We start from the raw sequence: 22120 nt of genomic DNA, 5'->3' as shown, positions 1-22120 counted from the left end.
GGGACCATCGTCGCACCACAAGTGCGGCGACGAGGCGACGACGGCCAGTCGCGGGCGTGGATGTCCCAGGTGACGGGGGTGCGAGACGGAAACCCAGTCGTTACGCTCAGGCCGCTGACAGGCCGCTCGATGTAGCTTATTTTCGCCTCTGGGGATTTCCTGTAAGTTCTCTTCATCACCGAAGGGGAGGCGGTCAATGGGCAGGTCGGAGGCGGTGCCGTCCGGGGAGCCGGACCGCCCGGAGGTGCCGGAGCAGCGCTCCGGCGACGGGCCCTATCTCCAGGTCAGAGATCTGCGGGTGCGGTTCGACACCGAGGACGGTGTGGTGCGGGCCGTGGACGGTGTGTCGTTCGCCGTGGAGCGGGGTCGCACGCTGGGGATCGTGGGGGAGTCCGGTTCCGGTAAGAGCGTGACGTCGCTGGCGATCCTGGGTTTGCACAACGCGAAGCGGACGACCATCTCGGGGGAGATCTCGGTGGGTGGGCGTCAGCTGGTGGGGTTGGGTGAGGAGGAGGTGCGGCGGCTGCGGGGCCGGGACATGGCGATGGTCTTCCAGGATCCGTTGTCGGCGTTGCATCCGTACTACTCGGTGGGTAGGCAGATCGCTGAGGCGTACCGGGTGCATCATCCGAGGGCCGGCAGACGCGAGGCCCGCAGCCGGGCGGTGGACATGTTGGGCCGGGTGGGGATTCCGCAGCCGGCGCGGCGGTTCGATCAGTATCCGCATGAGTTCTCGGGTGGGATGCGGCAGCGGGCGATGATCGCGATGGCGTTGGTGAACGATCCGGATCTGCTGATCGCGGATGAGCCGACGACGGCGTTGGATGTGACGGTGCAGGCGCAGATCCTGGATCTGCTTGCCGATTTGCAGGAGGAGTTCCGGTCGGCGATCGTGTTGATCACGCATGACCTGGGTGTGGTCAGTCAGGTGGCTGATGACGTGTTGGTGATGTATGCGGGCCGGGCGGTGGAGCACGGGAGTGTGGAGCGGGTGTTGCGGGCGCCGCAGCATCCGTACACGTGGGGGTTGTTGTCGAGTGTGCCGTCGTTGCACGGTGACGCGGACGCGGACGCGGACCTGCTGCCGATTCCGGGTAACCCGCCGTCGTTGATCAACCTGCCGTCCGGGTGTGCGTTCCATCCGCGGTGCCGGTGGGCCGACGTGAACGGCGACCGGTCCCGCGCCGAGGTGCCCGAGCTGCGGGAGGCCGGATCGCCGGGTCACCTGGTCGCCTGCCATCTGTCGGCGGGGGATCGGGAGCGGATCTACCGCGACGAGGTAGCCCAGGTGGGGGTGGCCCGATGAGCACCGAGACCGAGCCGCTGCTGTCCGTGCGGGGGCTGACCAAGCACTTCCCCGTCCGGCAAGGGCTGCGCAGCACGGGTGCGGTGCGGGCGGTGGACGGGTTGGACTTCGACGTGCGGCCGGGCGAGACCCTCGGACTGGTGGGGGAGTCGGGGTGTGGGAAGACCACGACCGGGCGGATGCTGGTGCGGCTGTTGGAGCCCACCGCCGGGTCGATCACCTTCGCGGGGCGGGACATCACCCACGCGGGGCGTGGTGAGCTGCGCGGGTTGCGGCAGGACCTGCAGATCATCTTCCAGGACCCGTACGCGTCGTTGAACCCCCGCCACACGGTCGGGCGGATCGTGGCCATGCCGTTGCAGGTCAACCGCATCACCCCACCCGGCGGCGTCAAGAAACGCGTCCAGGAGCTGCTCGAACTCGTGGGCCTGAACCCGGAGCACTACAACAGGTATCCGCACGAGTTCTCCGGCGGGCAACGCCAGCGCATCGGCATCGCCCGCGCCCTCGCCCTCAAACCCAAACTCATCGTCGCCGACGAACCCGTCTCCGCCCTCGACGTGTCCATCCAGGCGCAGGTCATCAACCTGCTCCGCAGCCTGCAACAAGATCTCGACCTGGCGTTCGTGTTCATCGCCCACGACCTCGCCGTCGTGCGGCACTTCTGCCACCGCGTCGCCGTCATGTACCTCGGCAAGATCGTCGAGATCGGCGACCGCGACACCATCTACACGCGGCCACAGCACCCGTACACCCGGGCGTTGCTGTCGGCGATCCCGGACGTCACCACGCTCGGGCCCGCCGGACGGATCCGTCTCACCGGAGACGTGCCCACGCCACTCAACCCGCCGTCGGGCTGCCGGTTCCGTACCCGCTGCTGGAAGGCCACCGACCGGTGCGCCACCGAAGAACCCGCCCTGACCACCCGCCACGACGGCAGACAGCTCGCCGCCTGCCACTACCCGGAGAGCGGACCGGTCGGCGTGCCGACCGGCGAACCCGTGGAGGTGTCCCAATGAGCCTGTCGCCGGTCGAGGGCGTCGCGCTCGCCGAGATCGAGTCGCCCGGCGAGGGCGACGAGAGCGGTAAGAAGGAGTTCGTCGGCCGGTCACCCGGCCAGCTCGCCCTCGCGCGGCTCAAGCGGGACCGCACCGCGCTGATCAGCGGCGGCCTGCTGGCGTTCTTCGTGCTCGTCGCGCTCGCCGTGCCGCTCATCGAGGCGCTGTACGGGGTGGGGCCGAAGGAGCAGTTCCAGAGCCGCCTCGACGGCTACGGCATGCCGTTGGGCTACGCCGGCGGCGTGACCGGTGAGCACTGGTTCGGCCTGGAACCCGGTCTCGGCCGGGACATCTTCATCCGGATGGTGCACGGGCTGCGGACGTCGCTGTTCATCGCGTTCGCGGCGGCCGTGCTGACCGCGGTGATCGGTGTGACGCTCGGGACGCTCGCCGGTTACCTGGGCGGCTGGCTGGACACGGTGATCAACTGGATCACCGACCTGACCCTGGCCATGCCGTTCCTGATCATCGCGCTGGCCCTGATGCCGACCGTCGCGCTGCGCTTCTACGGACAGCGCGAGGCCGTGCCGGCGTACTTCCAGATCGGTGTGCTCATCGCGATCTTCGCCCTGTTCGGCTGGACCGGTACGGCCCGGCTGGTCCGGGGCCAGATCATCGCGCTGCGCGAACGCGAGTTCGTGGAGGCGGCACGGGCCAGCGGCGCGGGTCTCGGGCACATGCTGTTCCGCCAGTTGCTGCCGAACGCCTGGGCGCCGATCCTGGTCGCCTTCTCGCTCGCGGTGCCGCAGTACATCACCAGCGAGGCCGCGTTGTCGTTCATCGGCGTCGGCCTCACCGACGAGACGCCGAGCTTCGGCCGCATGATCTACCGCAGTCTCGACTACCTGCAGACCGACCCGGCGTACGTCTTCTTCCCGGGCATCACCATCTTCGCGCTCGTGTTCGCCTTCAACCTCTTCGGTGACGCGCTGCGCGACGCGCTCGACCCGAAGTCGTCCCGGTAGGAGGCCGGCCCATGACGCGATTCCTCATCCGCCGGCTGCTGTCCGCCGCGCTCACGCTGTTCGCGGTGAGCGTGCTCAGCTTCCTGATGTTCTTCGCGCTACCCCGCGACCCGGTCACCGGCATGTGCCCGAAGAACTGCAACCCGGAGCGACTGGAGCGGGTCCGCCAGGAGCTGGGCCTGCGTGACCCGCTGATCAGCCAGTACGCCGGCTACATGAAGGGCATCTTCACCGGCCGGGACCTGGGCAGCGCCCAGGGCGGCCGGTGCGACGCCCCCTGCCTCGGCTGGTCGTACGTGTCGAACGAGGCGGTCTCCGACACCATCGCCCGGGTGCTGCCGGTGACGCTGAGCATCGTCATCCCGGCGGCGATCCTGTGGCTGCTGCTCGGCGTCGGCCTGGGCATGCTCTCGGCGCTGCGCCGGGGCAGCTGGCTGGACCGGGCGGCGATCGGCTTCTCGCTCACCGGCGCCTCGTTGCAGCTCTACTTCGTCGGCGCGGTGCTGCTCATCGTCTTCGTCTACAACCTGCGCCTGCTGCCGGTGCCGAGCTACACCTCGTTGTTCGACAATCCGTTGAAGTGGACGAGCGGGCTGGTGCTGGCGTGGGTGGCGCTGGCGTTCCTCTTCTCCGCGATCTACGCGCGACTGTCCCGGGCGCAGATGCTGGAGACACTCTCGGAGGACTTCGTCCGGACCGCGCGGGCGAAGGGCCTGGCCAAACGCAAGGTGTACGGCCGGCACGCGCTGCGCGCCGCGATCACACCGGTGGTGACGATCGCCGGTCTGGACGTGGGCGGAGCGCTGGGCGGCACGGTGATCACCGAGACGACATTCGGTCTGAACGGGATGGGGCGTACCGCTGTCGACGCGGTCCGCTCGGGCGACCTGCCGACGATCATGGCGACCGTGCTGATCGCGGCGGTCTTCGTGGTGCTGGCGAACGTGGTGGTGGACCTGCTCTACGCGGTGATCGACCCGCGGGTACGGCTCGGCTGAACCGCGACGAAATTTATCGACAACTGTTATCCAACTCGTAGCTTTTCTTCTTTACGATCCTCGGGACGTCGGCGGATGCGCTCGGCGCACGGGTGGAGGAGGTAGGACATGCGACCACGCGCAGCGGCCGCCGCTGGCGGCGCCATCGCACTGGTTGTGGCACTCGGTGCCTGCTCGGAGAACACGGGCGAAGGCACCAAGGTGGACGGCAACCGGCAGCAGACCGGGGTCATCGCGACCGACCCCAAGGACTCGCAGGGACCGGCCGCCGAGATCGACGGCGCGGCCAAGGGCGGGACGTTCACCATCATCCGGGAGACCCCCATCTCCCACCTGGACCCGCAGCGGACGTACTCGTTCGCCGGTCTGATGGCCAACCCGCTCTTCGCCCGCTACCTGACCACCTGGAAGGACGACGGCAAGGGTGGCCTGGTCCTCGTGGGTGACCTGGCCGAGACGCCGGGCAAGAACGTCAACAACGACTGCAAGGTCTGGGAATTCACCATCAAGGACGGGGTGAAGTTCGAGGACGGCAGCCCGATCACCTCGAAGGAGATCGCGTACGGCATCGCCCGCTCCTTCGACCCGGACCTCACCGGCGGCCCCACCTACATCCAGGAGTGGCTGGCCGACACCGCGCAGTACGACACCAAGTGGGACTTCAAGAAGAACAAGACGTCGCTGCCGCCGGGCCTGACCACGCCGGACGACAAGACGCTGCGCTTCGAGTTCGCCAAGCCGCGCTGCGACCTGCCGTTCGCGGTCTCGCTGCCCACCACGGCGCCGCTCAAGCCGGAGAAGGACACCGGGGTCAACCTGGACCAGAAGCCGTTCTCGTCCGGCCCGTACAAGATCGCGAAGAATCAGGTCGGAGTGCAGCTCACGCTCGACCGCAACCCGAACTGGGACGCGAAGACCGACCCGGTGCGGCACCAGTACCCGGACCAGTTCGTGTGGAGCTTCGGGCCGACCGCCGACGCCGCCAACAACCGGGTGATCGCGGACAACGGCGCCGACCAGAGCGCGCTGGCGTTCAACTCGGTGCCTGCCTCGCTCGTGGCCAAGGTCGCCGGTGACCCGGCGCTGAAGTCCCGCACGCTGCTGTCCCCGACCCCGAGCGCCAACCAGCTCGTGATCAACACCCAGCGGGTCAAGGACCTGAAGATCCGCCAGGCGCTCAACTACGCGATCGACCGCGAGGGCCTGGTCAAGGCGCTCGGCGGCCAGACCGTCGCGCAGCCGATCACCACGCTGATGCCGCCGTCGACCATCGGCTACAAGGCGTACGACGCGTACCCGGCCGGCGCAAACGGCAACGTGGAGAAGGCCAAGGAACTGCTCGGCGGCCAGACGCCCGAGCTGGTCCTCGGCGTCGCCGACAACACGACCGAGCAGGCGGAGGCGGTCCAGCTCAAGGGCAACCTGGAGCGTGCCGGCTTCAAGATCACCGTCCGGAACATCCCGGACGACGCGAAGCTGGACGAGGTCAAGAAGAAGAACAACCCCTGGGACCTGTACATCGGTAACTGGGCGGCGGACTGGCCGAGCGGCGCGTCGATCCTGCCGGTGCTCTACGACGGCCGGACCATCAAGGCCGAGGGCAACAGCAACCAGTCGTACTTCAACGACGACGCGATCAACGCCGAGATGGACCGGATCCTGGCGCTGCCGCCGTCCGAGCAGGGCCCGGAGTGGGGCAAGCTCGACGAGCGGATCATGAAGGAGCACGCTCCTGTGGTGCCGCTCTACGTGGACGTGGCGTACAACGTGCACGGCTCCAAGGCGGGCGGGGTGTTCATCTCCTCCGTGTTCGGCTACCCGAACTTCGTCAACGCGTACGTCAAGCAGTAGCCCGTAGGTGAAGGAAGGGCCCCTTGTTAACGCGAGGCGTTAACAAGGGGCCCTTCCTCTACCGCAGGCGTTAAAAGGGGGCCCTTCCTTACAAGTAGCGGCGGAGGAAGTCGAGCTCCAGCCGGAGCAGGCGCTCGGACACGCCGCCGGCGGCCAGGTGGCTCGCGCCGGTCAGCGGCAGCACCGCGTGCGGGCGGCCCGTCGCCAGCAGCGCCGCGGACAGCCGCAGCGTGTGCGCAGCCAGCACGTTGTCGTCGGCCAGGCCGTGCACCAGCAGCATCGGCCGGGCCTGCGCCGGATCGCCGAGCGGCTCTGCGGCCAGCTCGACCAGCGAGTGGTGGGCGTACACGTCCATCCCGTCGTCCGGCATGCCCAGGTAGCGCTCGCTGTACGCGGTGTCGTACAGCGCCCAGTCGGTGACCGGCGCGCCGACGATCGCGCACTTGAACAACTCCGGGTGCCGCAGCACCGCGAGCCCGGCCAGCCAGCCGCCGAATGACCAGCCGCGCACCGCCACCCGTCCCAGGTCCAGATCCGGGTGCTTGTCGGCGAGCGCGGTGAGCGCGTCCACCTGGTCGGTGAGGATCACGTCGGCGACCCGCCTGTGGATCGCCTTCTCGAACGACGGCGCGATGCCCGGCGTACCCCGGTTGTCGATGGTGACCACCGCGAAGCCCTGCTCGGCCCACCACTGCCGTTCCAGCCAGACGCTGCGGGCCGCGACCACCTCCTGGTGGCCGGGGCCGCCGTACACGTCCAGCAGCACCGGCAGCCGGGTGCCCTTGACGTGCTCGGCCGGGTAGAGCACGGCGCTGGGCAGCCGCCGGTCGGTCACCCGGACCATCGTCGGCCGCGGCGCGTACGAGCAGGTGGCGGCGAACGAGCGCAGTTCGCCGACCTCGCGGTCGCCGTGCCACACCCGCCAGCGGACGCCGGCGTGCTCCAGCGACGCGATGCCCACGGCCAGCGTCGACCCGCCGATCGAGGCGGTGTGCCAGCCGGGGTCGCTGCCCATCCGGCGGGCGTCCATGCCGCCGCCGATCGTGGTGCGCACCCGGTAGAGGTGACGCTGGCTCGGTTCGCCCTCGCTCGCCTCCACCAGCAGGTCGGCCGCCGCGTTCGGGCCGTTCGGCAGCCGCCCGACCACCCGCCGCACGTACAGCGACGGCGGGGTGAGCAGCGTGCCGTCGGCGAACAGGCAACGCGCGTCGTACCCGTCGTGGGCCAGCTCGCCGCCGACCAGCACCCGCCCGTCGGGCAGGTGCGCCGGGGTGCCGGGGATCGGCTCCACCCAGCGCGGGTCGGCCAGCTCGGCGTGCACCTGCGTCTCCCCGGTGCGCGGGTCCACCGCGAGCACCAGGCCGTGCTGCTGCGAGCGGCGCAGCACCGTGATCAGCGGCCCGCCCTCGGTCCAGTCCACGGAACTCAGGTACGGATAGGTCTCGCGGTCCCAGTGCACGTCGACCCAGCCGCCGTCGAGGTCGAGCAGGTGCAGGCTCACCTCCGCGTTCGGCCCACCCGCCACGGGGTACGCGAGCGACGTCGGCGGGCTCGCCGGGTCGGCCGGGTCGTGCAGGTACCAGCGTTCCAGGCGTGATTCGTCGACCCGGGCGGCCAGCACGCTGCGCCCGTCCGGCGCCCACCAGTAGCCCCGGTAGCGGTGGAACTCCTCGGCCGCGATGTGCTCGGCCAGACCCCAGGTGACACCGCTGTCCTCACCGGCGAGCAGGTTGTCCGTACCGTCCGGCTCCACCACCCGCAACTGACCCCGGCGCACCCCCTCGGCGGCGTCGGTGACGTACGCCAGCCGCTCACCGGCCGGGTCGGGCCGCGGGTCGATCACCGGCCCGATCGCTGCCACCTCGATCACGTCGCCGTGCACCAGGTCGGCCCGGAACAGCCGCCCGGCCAGCGCGAACGCGGCGACCCGGCCGGCCGAGTCCAGCGCGTACGAGCCGATGCCGCCGGAGCTGAGCCGCAACCGCTCGCGCAGCGCCCGTTCCCCGGGGGCGAGGCGGGCCGGCTCGGCGTCCGTGCCCAGCAGCACCGCCGGGTCCGCGACCAGTCGTTCCTCGCCGCTGTCGACGTCGAGCAGCCAGAGCGCGTCGGCCGGGTCCTCCGGTCCCGCGGAACGCAGGAAGATCACCCGGGCGCCGTCGCCCGCGACGGTGACGGCGCGCGGCGCCCCGTGGCTGAACCGACGGGTACGGGCGGCCAGCTCGGGAAAGTCCACGCCTGCAGAGTAGGCGGGCGCCGGAGGTGATGTGGCCGACCTGGGCGGACGCATCACCGTCGAGCGGGCAGGACCGCCGGTTAGAGTGACGGGCGTGACGACCCTGCCCGACCGACGCCTTCTGCTGGTCCACGCGCATCCCGACGACGAGTCGATCGGCACCGGCGCGACGATGGCGCACTACGCCGCCACCGGTGCCCACGTCACGCTCGTGACCTGCACGCTGGGCGAGGAGGGCGAGATCCACGTCCCGGCCCTGGCGCAGCTCGGCGCGGCCGAGGCGGACCAGCTCGGCGGCTACCGGATCGGTGAGCTGGCGGCCGCCTGCGCCGTGCTCGGCGTGACCGACCACCGGTTCCTCGGCGGGGCGGGCCGCTACCGTGACTCCGGCATGATGGGCCTGGCCACCAACGAGCACCCCCGGGCGTTCTGGCAGGCCGACCTGGACACCGCCGCCGGGTACCTGGTGGAGGTCATCCGCGAGGTCCGTCCCCAGGTTCTCGTCACGTACGATCCGGACGGCTTCTACGGCCACCCCGACCACATCCAGGCGCACCGGGTGGCGATGCGGGCGGTGGAGCTGGCCGCGGCCGAGGGGATCGCCCCGGCGAAGGTCTACTGGACGGCGATGCCGCGCAGCGTCCTCGACGCGGGCCTGGAGACGTTCACCGAGTCCTCGGACAATCCGTTCGCCGGCATCGAGAGCGCCGACGAGCTGCCGTTCGGCACGCCGGACGCGGAGATCGCCGCCCGGATCGACGGCACCGACCAGCACGCCGCCAAGGAGGCGGCGATGCGCGCCCACGCCACCCAGATCCCGGCGAACTCCTGGCTCTACTCGATCGCCGGCAACTTCGGCGGCGAGTTCATGGGCGTCGAGTACTTCACGCTCGCGGTCGGCGAGAAGGGGCCGGGCGCCGGCCCGTACGGCTGGGAGGACGACCTCTTCGCCGGCATCGCCCTGGACGGTACGCAGCGGTCCCCGGTCGCGGCGGCCGGTCTCCGGTGACGCTGCCGGCCGTACCCGTGTCGACCCTTCCCGAGCAGCCGCCGACGGCCGCCACGCCGAGCCCGGCGGAGCGGGTGCTCGACCGCGCGCTGCGGGTGGCCGGCGGCGTCGTGACGGTCTGGGCCGGCGTCCTGCTGGCGCTGCTCGACCTGATCTTCGCGACCTGGGCCTGGGAGACCGTGCAGGGCCGCTCCGGCGGGCTGCGGGCGCTTCTCGGTGTCGGCCTGGTGGCTGCCGGCGTCGTCGCGGTGGTGGCGACCACTGTGCTGCTGGGCCGGTTCGCCCACCGGTCGACGGGTACGCGCTGGGCGGTGGCGCTCGGCGCGCTGCCGTGGTTCCTGGTGATCGTGGTGGGGGGGTTCCGGACCGTCGAGGGCGATCTGGCGCTCGCCGGTGACAACGTGCTCGGCCTCGCGTTGATCGTGGCCGGCGCGGTCACGTTCGCGGTGCTGGGCTTCCGGCACCTGGTGACGCCGCCCGACGCACGGTGAGGTGCTGACGCCGCACAGCTCGCGGTGGTAGACATTCCTGCCAGGAGGCCCGCCGAGGGAGCGGGCGGTACGGCGGGAGGCGTGCGATGGGTCAGCGGTGGCGTGCGGTAGGCGTGCTGGCGGCCGCGTTGTTCGGGGTGAACGTGGTGGCCCGGCTGGTCATCAAACTCGCGTTCCCGGACGACGACACCGCCTCCGGCCGCGTCTCGCTCGCCATGTTCCTGGTCATCGGGCTGATCCTGGCGGGCACCGCGTTCCGGTGGGGCGCCGACCGGCCGCTGGGCCGCTGGGCCGGCGACCTGGCCGCCGCGGTCGCGGTCGCGCTGGCGCTCACCGTGTTCGTCGGTCCGCTGCTGGTCGGGGAGAACCCGTTCGGCGGCGGCGCGGGCCTGTTCTTCGCCCAGATCTGGCTCTATCTCGCGGCCACCGCGGCGGGCGTGCTGGTCGGCTACCTGATCCTGACCGCGCTGGGCCGGGACTACCGGTCCCGCCAGCTCAAGCGGTACGCCGAGATGAAGCGCACCCGGCCCCGCAGGATCGTCCGGCGCTGACCGGAGCGCCGCTCAGGCCGCCGGGGCGACCCGGGTCAGGTAGGTGTGGTGGGTGGTGAAGCCGAGCCCGCGGTAGAGCGCCACAGCGCCGCTGTTGCTCTGTTCGACCTGGAGGAACGCGTGGGTGGCGCCCTCAGCGGCGCCCCAGCCGGCCAGGGCGCGTACGACAGTGGCGGCGAGCCCTCGACGGCGTGCCTCCGGCACCGTCTCCAGCAGGCTGACGCCGAGCCAGCGGCCTGCGCCGGTCACCGTGCCCCGCCCGACCGCGAGCAGCCGGCCGTCCTCGCGCAGTTCGGCGAAGCGGACCCGGGGCGTCCCGGTGAGCACCTGCCGGGCGGCGTCCGGCAGCCCGCCCTTGCGGCCGGCGGCGATCGCCAGCCAGTCGTCGGCGGGCGCGTCCGTCAGCGTCACCGGCGGCACATCCGCGGGGACGCCGGCGGGGGCGTCGGCCGGCAGCGGGGTGGAGGTCGGCAGCGGAACAGCGGGCGGCACGGTCAGGGTGCGCAGCGGGACGGTCTGGACCAGCACCGGGGGCCGGGACGTCCAGCCGCGTGCGTCCAGCTCCGCGCCGACCGGGGCGGCCAGCGGCAGCGGGGTGTTCACCAGGGCGGACCCGCCGCGCTCGGCGTACCAGCGCTGCACCGCGTCCAGCGCGGCGGGCAGCGGGCGGTCCGGGTCGCCGACGGGTAGCGCGCTGTTCGCCCGCCCGGTCCAGCCGTCGGCCCAGCGCAGCCGCCAGTCGCCGAGCCGTCCGCGTACCGGTGCGGGCCACGCCTCGTCGGCGGCCAGCTCCAGCGCGACCACGGCGGCGGCGGTGGGCCGCCGGGCCGGTGGCACCCGCTTTGCCCGGTGCACCTCGGCCACCGGTACGCGCAGCGGCCCGGCGTCGGTGGACAGAGTGATGTGGGTCTCGCTCAGCTCCACGAGCTCGCCGAGCGCGTCGGAGAACAGCGTGCGGCCCTCGCGAATCCCCACAATCCGGCGGACCACGATCCGGTGTCCCACGTCCTGCTGTCGGAGCACGATCGACCCCCTCCCCGGCGAGATACTAGGCTCTTACCGTTGCGGTTGATCGCGACGAGTCTTGCGGAGGAGAAGACCGGTGACCTACATCATCGCCGAGCCGTGCGTGGATGTGCTCGACAAGGCATGCATCGAGGAGTGCCCGGTCGACTGCATCTACGAGGGCAACCGGATGCTCTACATCCACCCCGACGAGTGCGTCGACTGTGGTGCCTGTGAGCCGGTCTGCCCGGTGGAAGCGATCTTCTACGAGGACGACGTCCCGGAGCAGTGGAAGGACTACACCGGGGCCAACTACGAGTTCTTCGAGGACCTGGGCTCGCCCGGTGGCGCCTCGAAGATCGGCAAGGTGGAGAAGGACGCCACCTTCGTCGCCGCGCAGCCGCCGCGCGGCGAGGGCCACTGAACCGGCGCACGCCGGTCTCGGCACGGCTGCCCGACTTCACCTGGGACACCCTGGACGCCGCGGCCGCCACGGCCGCGGCGCACCCGGACGGTCTCATCAACCTGTCGATGGGCACGCCGGTCGACCCGGTGCCAGACCTGATCCGGCAGGCCCTGGCCGACGCGTCCAACGCACCGGGCTACCCGCTGACCGCCGGTACGCCCGCCCTGCGGAACGCGATCGCGGGCTGGGTCGCGCGGGCCTGCGGTGCGGGCGTCGACGGCCTGGGTGTGCTGCCGACGATCGGCTCCAAGGAGCTGGTGGCCGGGCTGCCCACCCTGCTCGGGCTCGGCCCAGGTGACGTGGTCGTGGTGCCGTCGGTGGCCTACCCGACCTACGAGGACGGGGCCCGGCTGGCCGGCGCGACGACGGTACGCACCGACTCGCTGACCGCGCTGGGCCCGGATCCCCGGGTCCGCCTGGTCTGGGTCAACTCGCCGGGCAACCCGACCGGCCGCGTGCTGCCCGCCGCCCACCTGCGCAAGGTGGTCGAGTGGGCGCGCGAGCGCGGCGCGGTGGTCGCCAGCGACGAGTGCTACCTGCCGCTGGGCTGGGACGCCGAGCCCGTCTCGGTGCTCTCGCCCGAGGTGTGCGGTGGCTCGTACGACAGTGTGCTGGCGGTGCACTCGCTGTCCAAGCGCTCCAACCTGGCCGGCTACCGGGCCGGGTTCGTCGCGGGCGATCCGGCGCTGGTGGCCGAGCTGCTCAAGATCCGTAAGCACGCGGGCCTGATCGTGCCCGCCCCGGTGCAGGCCGCCATGGTGGCCGCGCTCGGCGACCAGGAGCACGCCGACGCCCAGCGCGAGCGCTACCGCGTCCGGCGGGAGAAGCTGCGCGAGGCGTTCACCGCCGCGGGTTTCACAGTCGAGCACTCGGAGGCCGGGCTCTACCTCTGGCTCACCCGGGACGAGGACTGCTGGGAGACCGTGGACCGGCTGGCCCGCCGGGGCATCCTGGTGGCCGCCGGTGTCTTCTACGGCCCGGCCGGCGCCCGGCACGTCCGGGTGGCCCTCACCGAGTCCGACGAGCACGTGGACGCGGTGGCCGGGCGGCTCGCCGGGGCCTGACGTGGCGGGCGGGCTGGCGCGGGCAGCGGTGGTCGGCACCGGGCTGATCGGCGGTTCGGTGCTGCTGCGGCTGCGCGACGCCGGGCTCGACGTCGCCGGCTGGGATCCCGATCCGGCGGCCCGCCGGCAGGTACGCGACCGGGGCGTCGACGTGCCCGACACGGTCGAGGAGGCGGTCACCGGCCGGGACGTGGTGTTCCTCTGCGGCCCGCTGCCCACGCTGCCGACGACACTGGCCCGGGTCGCCGCCGTGACCGACGACGACTGCGTGCTCACCGACGTGGGCAGCGTCAAGGCCGAGGTGAGCACCGCCGCCACCGTTCAGGGGCTCGGGCACCGCTTCGTGCCGGGCCATCCGATGGCCGGCGCGGACCGGGCCGGCGCGGCCGCGGCCGGCCCGGACCTGCTCGACGGCGCCGCCTGGGTGCTCTGCCCGGGGCCGACCGGCCTGGGCGCGTTCCGGCGGCTGGCAGTGCTGCTGGTGGACGTCTTCCACGCCCGGGTGGTGCCCATGTCCGCCCCGGAGCACGACGGCGCCGCCGCGCTCGCCTCGCACGTACCGCACGTGCTGGCGGGCGCGCTGGCCGGCACCGTGCACCGGTCGGCGTTGCGGGACGCGGTGCTGACGCTCGCCGCCGGCAGCTTCTCCGACGGCACCCGGGTCGCCGGCGGGCCACCCGAGCGGACCGCGAACATGCTGCTCGGCAACCGGGACCGCGTGCTCGCCGAGCTGGACGCGCTCGGCGCGTTCCTGACCGAGCTGACCGAGGCGCTGCGCGCCGGCGACGCCGGTGCGCTGGCCGACCGGTTCGCCGAGGGGCGGGACGTCCGCTCCACGCTGCGGGCACGCGTGTTCAGCGCGCACCGGCGGGAGTTCCCGGCGGCCGCCGACCACGCGGGGGAGCTGGCGTACCTGCGGGAACTGGGCGCGGCGGGCGGTCACCTGAGCGAGGTGCGGGAGGCGGCCGGCGCGGTCACCTACATGGGGCACCTGCCGGCCACCCCGCCGTTAGGCTGAGCGGCATGGCTGACGCACCGGTCGTGGCGGTACGCGGTGAGGCGTACCGGGAGGTGGCTCCCGAGCTGGCCCGGTTCACCGTGACAGCGGTGGCGCGCGACCGGGACCGGGAGACCACACTGACCCGGCTGGCCGAACGGGCCGCCGCGGTGCGCGCGTTGCTCGACGCGGCCGGGCCCGTGGTGGAGCGCCGGGAGACCGGCCAGGTCCACGTCTGGCCGGTGACGAAGCGCGCCGGCGAGCGGGTGGTGGCCTACCAGGGCAGCGTGAGCACCACAGTGACGACCACCGACTTCACCGCGCTCGGTGACCTGATGCTCCGCCTGGCCGACCAGGAGCAGGTCGAGGTGGCCGGGCCGGTGTGGTCGCTGCGTCCGGACAGCCCGGCCTACCGGGAGGCGCGGCAGGCCGCGATCGCCGACGCGCTGGTCCGGGCCCGGGAGTACGCCGAGGCGCTCGGCGCCCAGGTGATCGCGTTGCGTGAGCTGTCCGACACCGGGATGAGCGCCGGGCCGCCGATGATGATGGTCGGGGCGGCGTACTCGCGCTCCGGCGAGCCGGAGCGCGAGCTGGAGCTGGACCCGGCGCCGCAGCCGGTGCAGGCGGCGGTCGAGGCGCGGTTCACCATCAGCGAGCCGGTGCTGGGCTGATGCCACAGGCGGAGGTGCTCTCGCTCGACGAACTCGTCGCCCGGGCGCGGGCGCTGGCCGAGGACGGCCCGCGTCAGCTGCTCGGCATCGCGGGCGCGCCCGGCGCGGGCAAGTCCACGCTGGCGGAACGGATCGTGGCCGCGCTCGGCCCGGTCGCCCGGCTGGTCCCGATGGACGGGTTCCACCTGGCCGGGTCGGCGCTGGCGCGGCTCGGCCGGGCCGACCGCAAGGGCGCGCCGGACACGTTCGACGTCAACGGCTTCGTCTCCACGCTACGCCGGTTGCGCCGGGTGGAACCGACGTCGGTGTGGGCGCCGGAGTTCCGCCGCGACCTGGAGGAACCGGTCGCCGGGGCGATCGAGGTGCCGCCCGAGGTGCGCCTGGTGGTCACCGAGGGCAACTACCTGCTGCTGCGGGACGACCCGTGGGAGGAGGTACGCACGCTCGTACACCAGATCTGGTTCCTGGACCTGGACGCGGAGCTGCGGCTGCGCCGGCTCACCGCGCGCCACGAGGCGTACGGGAAGTCGCCGGAGCAGGCCCGCGCGTGGGCTCTGGGCAGCGACGAGGAGAACGCCCGGCGGGTCGCCGGCACGGCCGGGCACGCCGACCTGGTGGTACGCCTGGCCGACCCGCCGCAGGCGTGACGCCGGGCCGGGGCGCCGGTCCGTCGCGGGCGGGAGGCCGGGCGAGGTCAGCCGGTCCGCTGCCGGGGTGACGGCACGGTGCGGCGCAGCAGCCGGGACACCACCGCGCGCTCGCGGGTGAACTCCACCGACTCCGGATAACCGCTGTGGCTGCGGATGGGCGGGTCGGCGACCTCGCCGCCGGACGGGTGCAGCGCCTCCGGGTCGGCCACCGGCACGTCCCGCTGGCCGGCGCTGACCTGCCAGCCCAGCGGGTCGGTGTCCCGCCAGAAGTTCGTCCAGGCCACGTGCCCGCCGGGCCAGGTGAGCGCGCCGGCCAGCGCCCGCAGCCGTTCCGGCCCGAAGTAGGACGGGAAGACCCGCCCGTAGAGCCGGGTGAGCTGGCAGCCGTAGGAGAAGAACCAGGTCCGTCGCCGCCACCGGCGGGGCAGTTGCAGCAGCACCGCGGCGCAGATGACGGTGCCCTGGCTGTGCCCGGAGAGGATGACGCCGTCCATCCGGTCGCCGTGGTGCGGCGGCAGCGCCAGCAGGCCCGCCACCCGGGTCTGGAGTTCCGGTACGGCGCGTTCGGCGTAGCTGGGCGGCGCGAGCGGATGCGCGGCCCGGGGCCAGAACGTGCACACGTCCCAGATCACGCCGACCGAGCGGCGTACCGAGTCGGTGCGGTAGACGAGCAGCCCGAGCGCCGCCATCACCACCGGCAGCCAGCCGAGGAGCGTGTCGCCGCGCTCGGCGGTCCAGTGGATGGCGGTCTGCCAGCCGGACGGGGACAGCGGGCTGGGCCGCTCGCCGGACAGCGCGGCGGCGCAGCAGAGGGTGACCAGGATCGCGCAGAACGCGGCGTAGCAGCCGACGAGCCGCACGGCGTGCTCGCCGACCAGCCGGTGCAGCGCCCGGTAGGTGCTGACGTCGCGGCAGCGCCGCAGGTCGTGTGCGGACAGCCCGGGTGTGCCGGCCAGCCCGGCGTACTCGACCCGGCGCAGCCGGTGCAGCAGGACGACGGCCCGGATCAGCACCCCGACCAACGCGGCCAGGCCGATCGCGCAGGCCAGCCCGGCCCAGAAGACGGCCAGTGGCGGCACGACCCGGCTCGGGCCGCTCGGCTCGGCCGACGCGTCGAGCCGGTCGCTGACCCAGTAGAGCAGCCCGGCGCAGTACGCCACCGCCATCATCCAGCCGAACCCGGCGATGACCGCCGGGGCGCAGCCATGCCAGGCGAGATCGGTGTACGCGCCGAGCGGCTGGGTCGGCACCGCCGGCCGCAGACGGGGCAGGAACAGTCCGGCGGCGGCCAGCGCGACGGCCGGGCCGACGAGCATCCAGGTGTGCAGCTCGTCCGGCGCGGCGGGCAGCACGGGCAGGCCGCGTTCGATCCATGTCGCGCCGAGCGGCAGCAGCAGCATCCCGGTGGCGGGTCCGATCAGCGCCCGGCGGCCGGAGCGGTTCGCCGCGGCGATGGCGAGCAGCAACAGCACCTGGTACGCGACGAGCCAGGCGATCGCGGTGTCGTACCCGGGCAGTGACCGGTCGGCGCGACAGCCGGCGGTGTCCGGTTGCGCCGCGCATCCGTCCGGCGGCCGGTACGCCGACAGCGGCTGCCCGGCCGTCCCGTCGGGGAGCAGCAGCAGGACGAACGCCCCGACCAGTCCGAGCGCGGTGAGCGTCGCGACCGCCGCGCTCCACCGGCCGAGCGGGGTGGCGCCCTGCCGTCGGCTCAGCCAGGGACGGGCGACCGCGACCACGGCGATCACCACCACGGCGGCGAGCAGCGCCACAGTGGGCCAGGCGACGGCGGCCCGTACGCCGCGCGGCGGATCCATGATCAGCACCGCGGCGACCGGTACGGCTGCGGCGCTGACGGCGCCGGTGCACAGGTGCAGCACGGCGGCCCGGCGCAGTTGCCCTTCCCCGTTCCAGAACGTCGGGTCCTGGAGCGGGTTCTGCGGGGGCTCGCGCGGGTTCGGTCGTTCGACCGGCTCACCATCCTCCCGGGCCGGCGCGTGGTGGTGCGGGTCGGCGGGCATCTGCGCCTCGTACTGGTAGGTGCGGAAGGCGACGAGCCCGATCGCGGCCAGCACGAGCAGCGGCAGCAGCAGCCCCAGCGCGAGCGCCCGGGTGCCCTCGCGCCACCAGGAGTCGCCGAGGAACTCCCACGGGCCGGGGAGCCGGCCGAGGCAGGCCGCGTCCACGCACTGCCAGCCGACCAGGTCCACTCCGACGCCGGTCACTGTGACGACGAGCGTGCAGGTCAGGCTCAGGCAGAAGAGGCGGATCAACCAGGCGGTGATGCCGGACCGGCTGGCCCAGCGTTCCTGGTCCGGGTCGGGCGGGATGCCGGCGCGGGCGTGCAGCGCGACGTTCGCCAGCGCGAAAGGGAGCATCAGCGTCCACAGCGCTCGTTCCACGTCCCGCCGGGTCCGCGCGCCGGAGGTCAACTGCCCCCAGCTGTACGCCTCGACCGTGATCGGGTCGTCCCGGCCGGCGGTGCTGGACCGGTAGAAGCCGGTGGTCTGACCGCCGGCGACCAGTGTTGGTTGCGCACCGTCACCGTTGACACCGGCGGTCAGGCCGAGCAGCTGATCCGGCGGGGTGTTGGAGACCCCGTGCACCCGCAGTTCGAGGACCCGTTCCATTGTGCCTCCCGGTAAACGCACTACTACCCAGAGTGCGTGACCGGACGGGAATCCGCATCCGCTGGAGCGGTTGTTCCCGCAGCTCAGGACGGTTGATCCAGGTTCCTGATCGGGCGAGCGGGGTTACCCACCGCCACCACGTTGGCCGGTAGGTCGCGGGTGACCACCGCGCCGGCGCCGACCACCGTGTTCTCGCCGATGGTCACCCCGGCCAGCACGATCACGCCCCCGCCGAGCCAGACGTTGTCACCGATGGTGATGGGCTGGGCCGACTCCCACTTGGCCCGGCGCGCCTCCGGCTCCACCGGGTGGGTGGCGGTGAGCAGCTGCACGTTCGGTCCGATCTGGACGTCCGCGCCGATGGTGATGCGGGCGACGTCGAGGAGGACCGCGTTGAAGTTGACGAAGGTGCGCGGGCCGATGTGCGTCTGGAAGCCGTAGTCGCAGTACAGCGGCGGCCGGACCCAGGCGTCGTCGCCGAGCGAGCCGAGCAGTTCGCGCAGCGCGGCGAGGCGGCCCGCCGGGTCGTCGGCGGAGCTGCGGTTGAAGCGTTCGCCGAGCCGGGCCGCGCGCTCCAGATCGGCGATGATCGCGGGGTCGTCGGCGATGTACTGCTCGCCGGCCAGCATCCGGTCCTTCATGGAGGTCATTGCTCGATCGTCCCGGCCCGCCCGGGACCGGGGCGGCGGTTCCGTCGGATCGGCGACTTCCCGATGCATACGCGGTATGCAATCCTGATACCCGCGTCGATGTGTCTCTCATCGATGAAACGTCCGACGAAGGAGGAAGGTTGCTCCGGAACCGCAGAAAGATGACGGCGCTCGGCCTCGGCCTGGCGCTGGCGCTCGGCCTGCCGGTGCCCGCGCTGGCCGCCACGCCCACCGCGCCGACCGGCCCGTCCGCCCCTGCCGGCCCGTCCGCCCAGCCCGGCGCCGGCCCGGTCACCGTCACCCTGATCACCGGCGACCGGGTCACAGTCGCCTCGGGCGGCCGTGCCGCGGTACGCCCCGGCGCCGGCCGCGCCGGCATCCAGTTCCTGGTCGGGCGGGAGCGCGACCGGCTCACCGTGATGCCGCAGGACGCGCTCCCGCTGGTCCGCGCCGGCAAGCTCGACCGGCGCCTGTTCGACGTGAGCGGGCTGATCGAGGCCGGGTACGACGACGCGCGGCGCGGCAGCGTACCGCTGCTCGTGACGTACCGGCCGGGGGTGGCCCGGCGGACGGCGGCCCCGCTCGCCGGCGCGCGGGTGACCCGCGACCTGCCGGCGATCGCCGGCGCGGCCGTCGTCGCCGACAAGGGCGACACCGGCGCGCTCTGGAAGGCGGTGAGCGCCGACCGCTCCGGCGCCCGGCTCGACGCGGCGGGGGGTGTCGACCGGATCTGGCTCGACGGCCGGCGGCGGCTGACTCTCGATCACAGCGTGCCGCAGATCGGCGCGCCGACCGCCTGGGCCGCCGGCTGGACCGGTAAGGGCGTGCGGGTCGCGGTGCTCGACACCGGCGTCGACCTCAGCCACCCGGACCTGGCCGGCAAGGTCGCCGAGTCGCGCAACTTCACCGAGGAGGCGGACCCGGACGACATCGTCGGGCACGGCACGCACGTGGCCTCCACCATCGCGGGCAGCGGCGCCGCCTCGGGCGGGAAGTACCGGGGCGTGGCGCCGGACGCCACGCTGCTGTCCGGGAAGGTCTGTGAGGTCTACGGCTGCACCGAGTCGGCCATCCTGGCCGGCATGCAGTGGGCCGCGGCCGAGCAGCACGCCACTGTGGTCAACATGAGCCTCAGCGGCGGTGACACCCCGGAGGTGGACCCGCTGGAGGAGGCGGTCGGTACGCTCACCGAGCAGCACGGGACGCTGTTCGTGATCTCCGCCGGCAACGACGGCGCCGACGGTTCGGTCGGCTCGCCGGCCACCGCCGACGCCGCGCTCGCGGTCGGCGCTGTGGACCGGGACGACGTGCTCGCCGACTTCTCCAGCCGCGGGCCCCGGGTCGGCGACGGGGCGATCAAGCCGGACATCACCGCGCCGGGTGTGGAGATCGTGGCCGCGCGGGCCGCGCACGGCCAGATCGGCGACCCGGTGGGGGACCGGTACGCCTCGCTGTCCGGCACGTCGATGGCCGCCCCGCACGTGGCCGGCGCGGTCGCGCTGCTCGCCCAGCAGCACCCCGGCTGGACGCCCGAGCGCTACAAGGCGACGCTGATGGCCTCGGCGAAGCCGCACCCGGAGCAGACCGCGTTCCAGCAGGGTGCGGGCCGGGTCGACGTCGCCCGCGCGATCACCCAGCAGGTGACGAGCGAACCGGCGTCCGTCTCGTTCGGCGTGGCGGCCTGGCCGCACACCGACGACCAGCCGGTCAGCCGGACCGTCACCTACCGCAACGGCGGGACCGCCCCGCTCACGCTCGATCTGAGCACCGAGTTCACCGGACCGGGCGGGCGGACCGCGCCGGCCGGCATGCTCACCCTCAGCACCTCGCGGCTCACCGTTCCGGCGGGCGGCAGCGCCCAGGTGACAGTGGTGATCGACACCCGGCTCGGCGGCGCCGACGGCTACTGGACCGGCCGCCTGCTCGCCCGCGCCGGCGACGCGGTGGTGGTGACCCCGCTCGCTGTCGACCGCGAGGTGGAGAGCTACGACCTGACCGTGACCCACCGCAACCGCTCCGGCGCCCTGACCGACGGCTACTACACCGTCCTGCTCGGGCTCGACGACGGCACCTACCGGGACGTCTACGGCGCCGGCGGCGAGACCCGGATCCGGGTGCCGAAGGGCCGGTACGGCGTACAGAGCCTGATCTTCGTCGACGGTGACCAGGGCTGGTCGGAGGTCTCCTTCCTCGCCCAGCCGGAACTGGTGGTGGCCGGGAACCAGCGGCTCGCGCTGGACGCCCGGCGGGCGAAGCCGATCCGCACCACGGTGCCGCAGCGCGGCGCGGCGCCACTGCTGATCGACCTCACAGCGGCCTGGGGATTCGGCGACTACTACAACAGCTTCGGGCTGTGGACCGACAGGTTCGAGGGCCTCTACTCGGCCCAGATCGGCCGTACCGTCTCCGACAAGGTCTTCGTCGGCGCGCTCGCCAGCCAGTGGGCCGAGCCCACAGCGCCCGAGCGCAGCCCGTACTTCTACGGCCTGAACGACCTGTTCCCGGGCCGGTTCCCGACCGGCTTCGTCCGGCACTACCGGCCGGCCGACCTGGCCACCGTCACGAACCGGTTCGCCGCCGGCTACGCCGGGATGGACAACGAACTGGTCGTCTACGCGGAGCGCGACTACAACATGGGCGGCTCGGCGATCGTCCTGCCCGTCCAGGTGCCGGGCAAGCGGATCGACCACCTCAGCGTCACCCGGACCCGCTGGAGCGCCGAGCTGGCCTTCGGTGAGCGGGCCGAGGAGGGCTGGCTGGAGCCGCGGGCGGCGCTGGAACGAGTGCCGACCCGCTACCGGGCCGGGCACAGCTACCGCGACGAGTGGAACAAGGCCCCGTTCGGCCCGTCGTTCCCGCAGCCGCAGTGGCCGGAGCAGGGCATCACCCGTACCGGCGACACCGTCATCGTCTCGCTGCCGGTGCACAGCGACGCGGCCGGGCACCCGGGCGGCTCGCTCAACGACACCGAGCACACCCGGCTCTACCGCAACGGCAAGCTTGTCGACGAGTCGCCCTACCCGGGTTACGGCGAGTTCACAGTGCCGCCGGGAACGGCGAACTACCGGCTGGAGACCAGTGCGACGCGCGGCTTCACCGACCTGAGCACCGAGGTCACGGCGAGCTGGACGTTCCGCTCCAAGCGGGTACCGGGCGACGTGCCGGCCCGGCTGCCGGCCATGGCGGTCCGGTTCACCCCGCCGCTGGCGGCGGACAGCTCGGCCCCGGCGGGCCGGACGTTCACCGTGCCGGTGACGGTGCAGCGTCAGCCCGGCGCGCCGTCCGGCCGGGTCGTGGCGCTCACCGTCGACGTCTCCTACGACGGTGGCAAGACCTGGCAGAAGGCGGCCCTGAAGAAGCAGGGCGGGGCGTGGACGGCCACCGTCCGGCACCCGGCCGGCCCGGGGTACGCGTCGCTGCGGGCCACCGCCCGTGACGACGCCGGCAACACCGTGACCCAGCGGATCATCCAGGCGTACCGCCTGCGGTGAGTCGGCCGTCCGGGTCCGCGCGGCGGTCGCCGTC

Annotated in this window: 18 protein-coding genes; 14 read left to right on the top strand and 4 right to left on the bottom strand. The window is 72.8% G+C overall.

The window, feature by feature from the left end; all coding sequences use genetic code 11:
• Positions 1-196 precede the first annotated feature (196 nt).
• From FB454_RS05660 to FB454_RS05640, 5 genes are all read left to right on the top strand, one after another.
• Positions 197-1306 carry an ABC transporter ATP-binding protein gene (locus FB454_RS05660; protein ID WP_145822604.1) on the top strand — a complete coding sequence of 370 codons (1110 nt, stop codon included), beginning with the start codon at positions 197-199 and terminating at the stop codon, positions 1304-1306.
• On the top strand, positions 1303-2325 hold the full coding sequence (locus FB454_RS05655) for a dipeptide ABC transporter ATP-binding protein (RefSeq protein WP_145822603.1): 1023 nt from the start codon (positions 1303-1305) through the stop codon (positions 2323-2325). Before FB454_RS05660 ends, FB454_RS05655 begins: the two co-directional genes overlap by 4 nt.
• Positions 2322-3329: an ABC transporter permease gene (locus tag FB454_RS05650; protein WP_013288443.1), complete on the top strand. Its 1008-nt coding sequence runs from the start codon at positions 2322-2324 to the stop codon at positions 3327-3329. Before FB454_RS05655 ends, FB454_RS05650 begins: the two co-directional genes overlap by 4 nt.
• Before the next feature lie 11 nt (positions 3330-3340).
• Positions 3341-4327 carry an ABC transporter permease gene (locus FB454_RS05645; protein ID WP_013288442.1) on the top strand — a complete coding sequence of 329 codons (987 nt, stop codon included), beginning with the start codon at positions 3341-3343 and terminating at the stop codon, positions 4325-4327.
• Between the two features lie 108 nt (positions 4328-4435).
• On the top strand, positions 4436-6178 hold the full coding sequence (locus FB454_RS05640) for an ABC transporter substrate-binding protein (protein ID WP_013288441.1): 1743 nt from the start codon (positions 4436-4438) through the stop codon (positions 6176-6178).
• Between the two features lie 88 nt (positions 6179-6266).
• Here FB454_RS05640 and FB454_RS05635 read toward each other — a convergent pair whose 3' ends face one another.
• The gene (locus FB454_RS05635) at positions 6267-8411 is read right to left on the bottom strand and encodes a S9 family peptidase (RefSeq protein WP_013288440.1); all 2145 of its coding nucleotides are present in this window, start codon (positions 8409-8411) and stop codon (positions 6267-6269) included.
• 85 nt (positions 8412-8496) lie between these two features.
• Here FB454_RS05635 and mshB point away from each other — a divergent pair, with 85 nt between their 5' ends.
• From mshB to FB454_RS05620, 3 genes are all read left to right on the top strand, one after another.
• On the top strand, positions 8497-9420 hold the full coding sequence (gene mshB / locus FB454_RS05630; RefSeq protein ID WP_174361742.1) for an N-acetyl-1-D-myo-inositol-2-amino-2-deoxy-alpha-D-glucopyranoside deacetylase: 924 nt from the start codon (positions 8497-8499) through the stop codon (positions 9418-9420).
• A gap of 17 nt (positions 9421-9437) precedes the next feature.
• A complete protein-coding gene (locus FB454_RS05625) occupies positions 9438-9911 on the top strand; it encodes a hypothetical protein (protein ID WP_412535472.1) in 474 nt (157 codons plus the stop codon).
• Between the two features lie 86 nt (positions 9912-9997).
• Positions 9998-10462 carry a hypothetical protein gene (locus FB454_RS05620; RefSeq protein ID WP_013288437.1) on the top strand — a complete coding sequence of 155 codons (465 nt, stop codon included), beginning with the start codon at positions 9998-10000 and terminating at the stop codon, positions 10460-10462.
• A gap of 12 nt (positions 10463-10474) precedes the next feature.
• On the opposite strand, the gene FB454_RS05615 is transcribed toward FB454_RS05620, so the two are convergent.
• Positions 10475-11485: a GNAT family N-acetyltransferase gene (locus FB454_RS05615; protein WP_145822602.1), complete on the bottom strand. Its 1011-nt coding sequence runs from the start codon at positions 11483-11485 to the stop codon at positions 10475-10477.
• A 79-nt stretch (positions 11486-11564) separates the two neighbouring features.
• Here FB454_RS05615 and fdxA point away from each other — a divergent pair, with 79 nt between their 5' ends.
• Genes fdxA through FB454_RS05590 form a run of 5 tightly spaced genes read left to right on the top strand, consistent with a single transcriptional unit; the run spans position 11565 to position 15312 of the window.
• Positions 11565-11891, top strand: coding sequence for a ferredoxin (fdxA, locus tag FB454_RS05610; protein ID WP_007464872.1), 327 nt, complete (start codon positions 11565-11567; stop codon positions 11889-11891).
• On the top strand, positions 11888-12997 hold the full coding sequence (gene dapC, locus FB454_RS05605; RefSeq protein WP_013288435.1) for a succinyldiaminopimelate transaminase: 1110 nt from the start codon (positions 11888-11890) through the stop codon (positions 12995-12997). Before fdxA ends, dapC begins: the two co-directional genes overlap by 4 nt.
• Before the next feature lies 1 nt (position 12998).
• Positions 12999-14015, top strand: coding sequence for a prephenate dehydrogenase/arogenate dehydrogenase family protein (locus tag FB454_RS05600; RefSeq protein ID WP_145753047.1), 1017 nt, complete (start codon positions 12999-13001; stop codon positions 14013-14015).
• A gap of 5 nt (positions 14016-14020) precedes the next feature.
• The gene (locus FB454_RS05595) at positions 14021-14665 is read left to right on the top strand and encodes an SIMPL domain-containing protein (protein WP_013288433.1); all 645 of its coding nucleotides are present in this window, start codon (positions 14021-14023) and stop codon (positions 14663-14665) included.
• Positions 14665-15312 carry a nucleoside/nucleotide kinase family protein gene (locus FB454_RS05590; protein ID WP_145753045.1) on the top strand — a complete coding sequence of 216 codons (648 nt, stop codon included), beginning with the start codon at positions 14665-14667 and terminating at the stop codon, positions 15310-15312. The genes FB454_RS05595 and FB454_RS05590 overlap by 1 nt, the downstream gene beginning before the upstream one ends.
• A 47-nt stretch (positions 15313-15359) precedes the next feature.
• Here the strand turns inward: FB454_RS05590 and FB454_RS05585 are convergent, their stop codons facing one another.
• Together FB454_RS05585 and FB454_RS05580 are read right to left on the bottom strand one after the other, a co-directional pair.
• Positions 15360-17945 (bottom strand): hypothetical protein, encoded by a 2586-nt coding sequence (locus FB454_RS05585; protein WP_145753042.1) that lies wholly within the window; start codon positions 17943-17945, stop codon positions 15360-15362.
• An 83-nt stretch (positions 17946-18028) separates the two neighbouring features.
• Complete coding sequence (locus FB454_RS05580; RefSeq protein ID WP_145753040.1) at positions 18029-18595, bottom strand: sugar O-acetyltransferase; 567 nt, start codon at positions 18593-18595, stop codon at positions 18029-18031.
• 140 nt (positions 18596-18735) lie between these two features.
• Between FB454_RS05580 and FB454_RS05575 the strand changes: the two genes are divergently transcribed.
• Positions 18736-22086 (top strand): S8 family serine peptidase, encoded by a 3351-nt coding sequence (locus FB454_RS05575; RefSeq protein ID WP_145822601.1) that lies wholly within the window; start codon positions 18736-18738, stop codon positions 22084-22086.
• The last annotated feature ends 34 nt before the right edge of the window (positions 22087-22120 follow it).

The sequence above is a fragment of the Micromonospora sp. CNZ297 genome (assembly GCF_007827625.1).
This window is presented reverse-complemented; position numbering and strand designations above follow the sequence as displayed.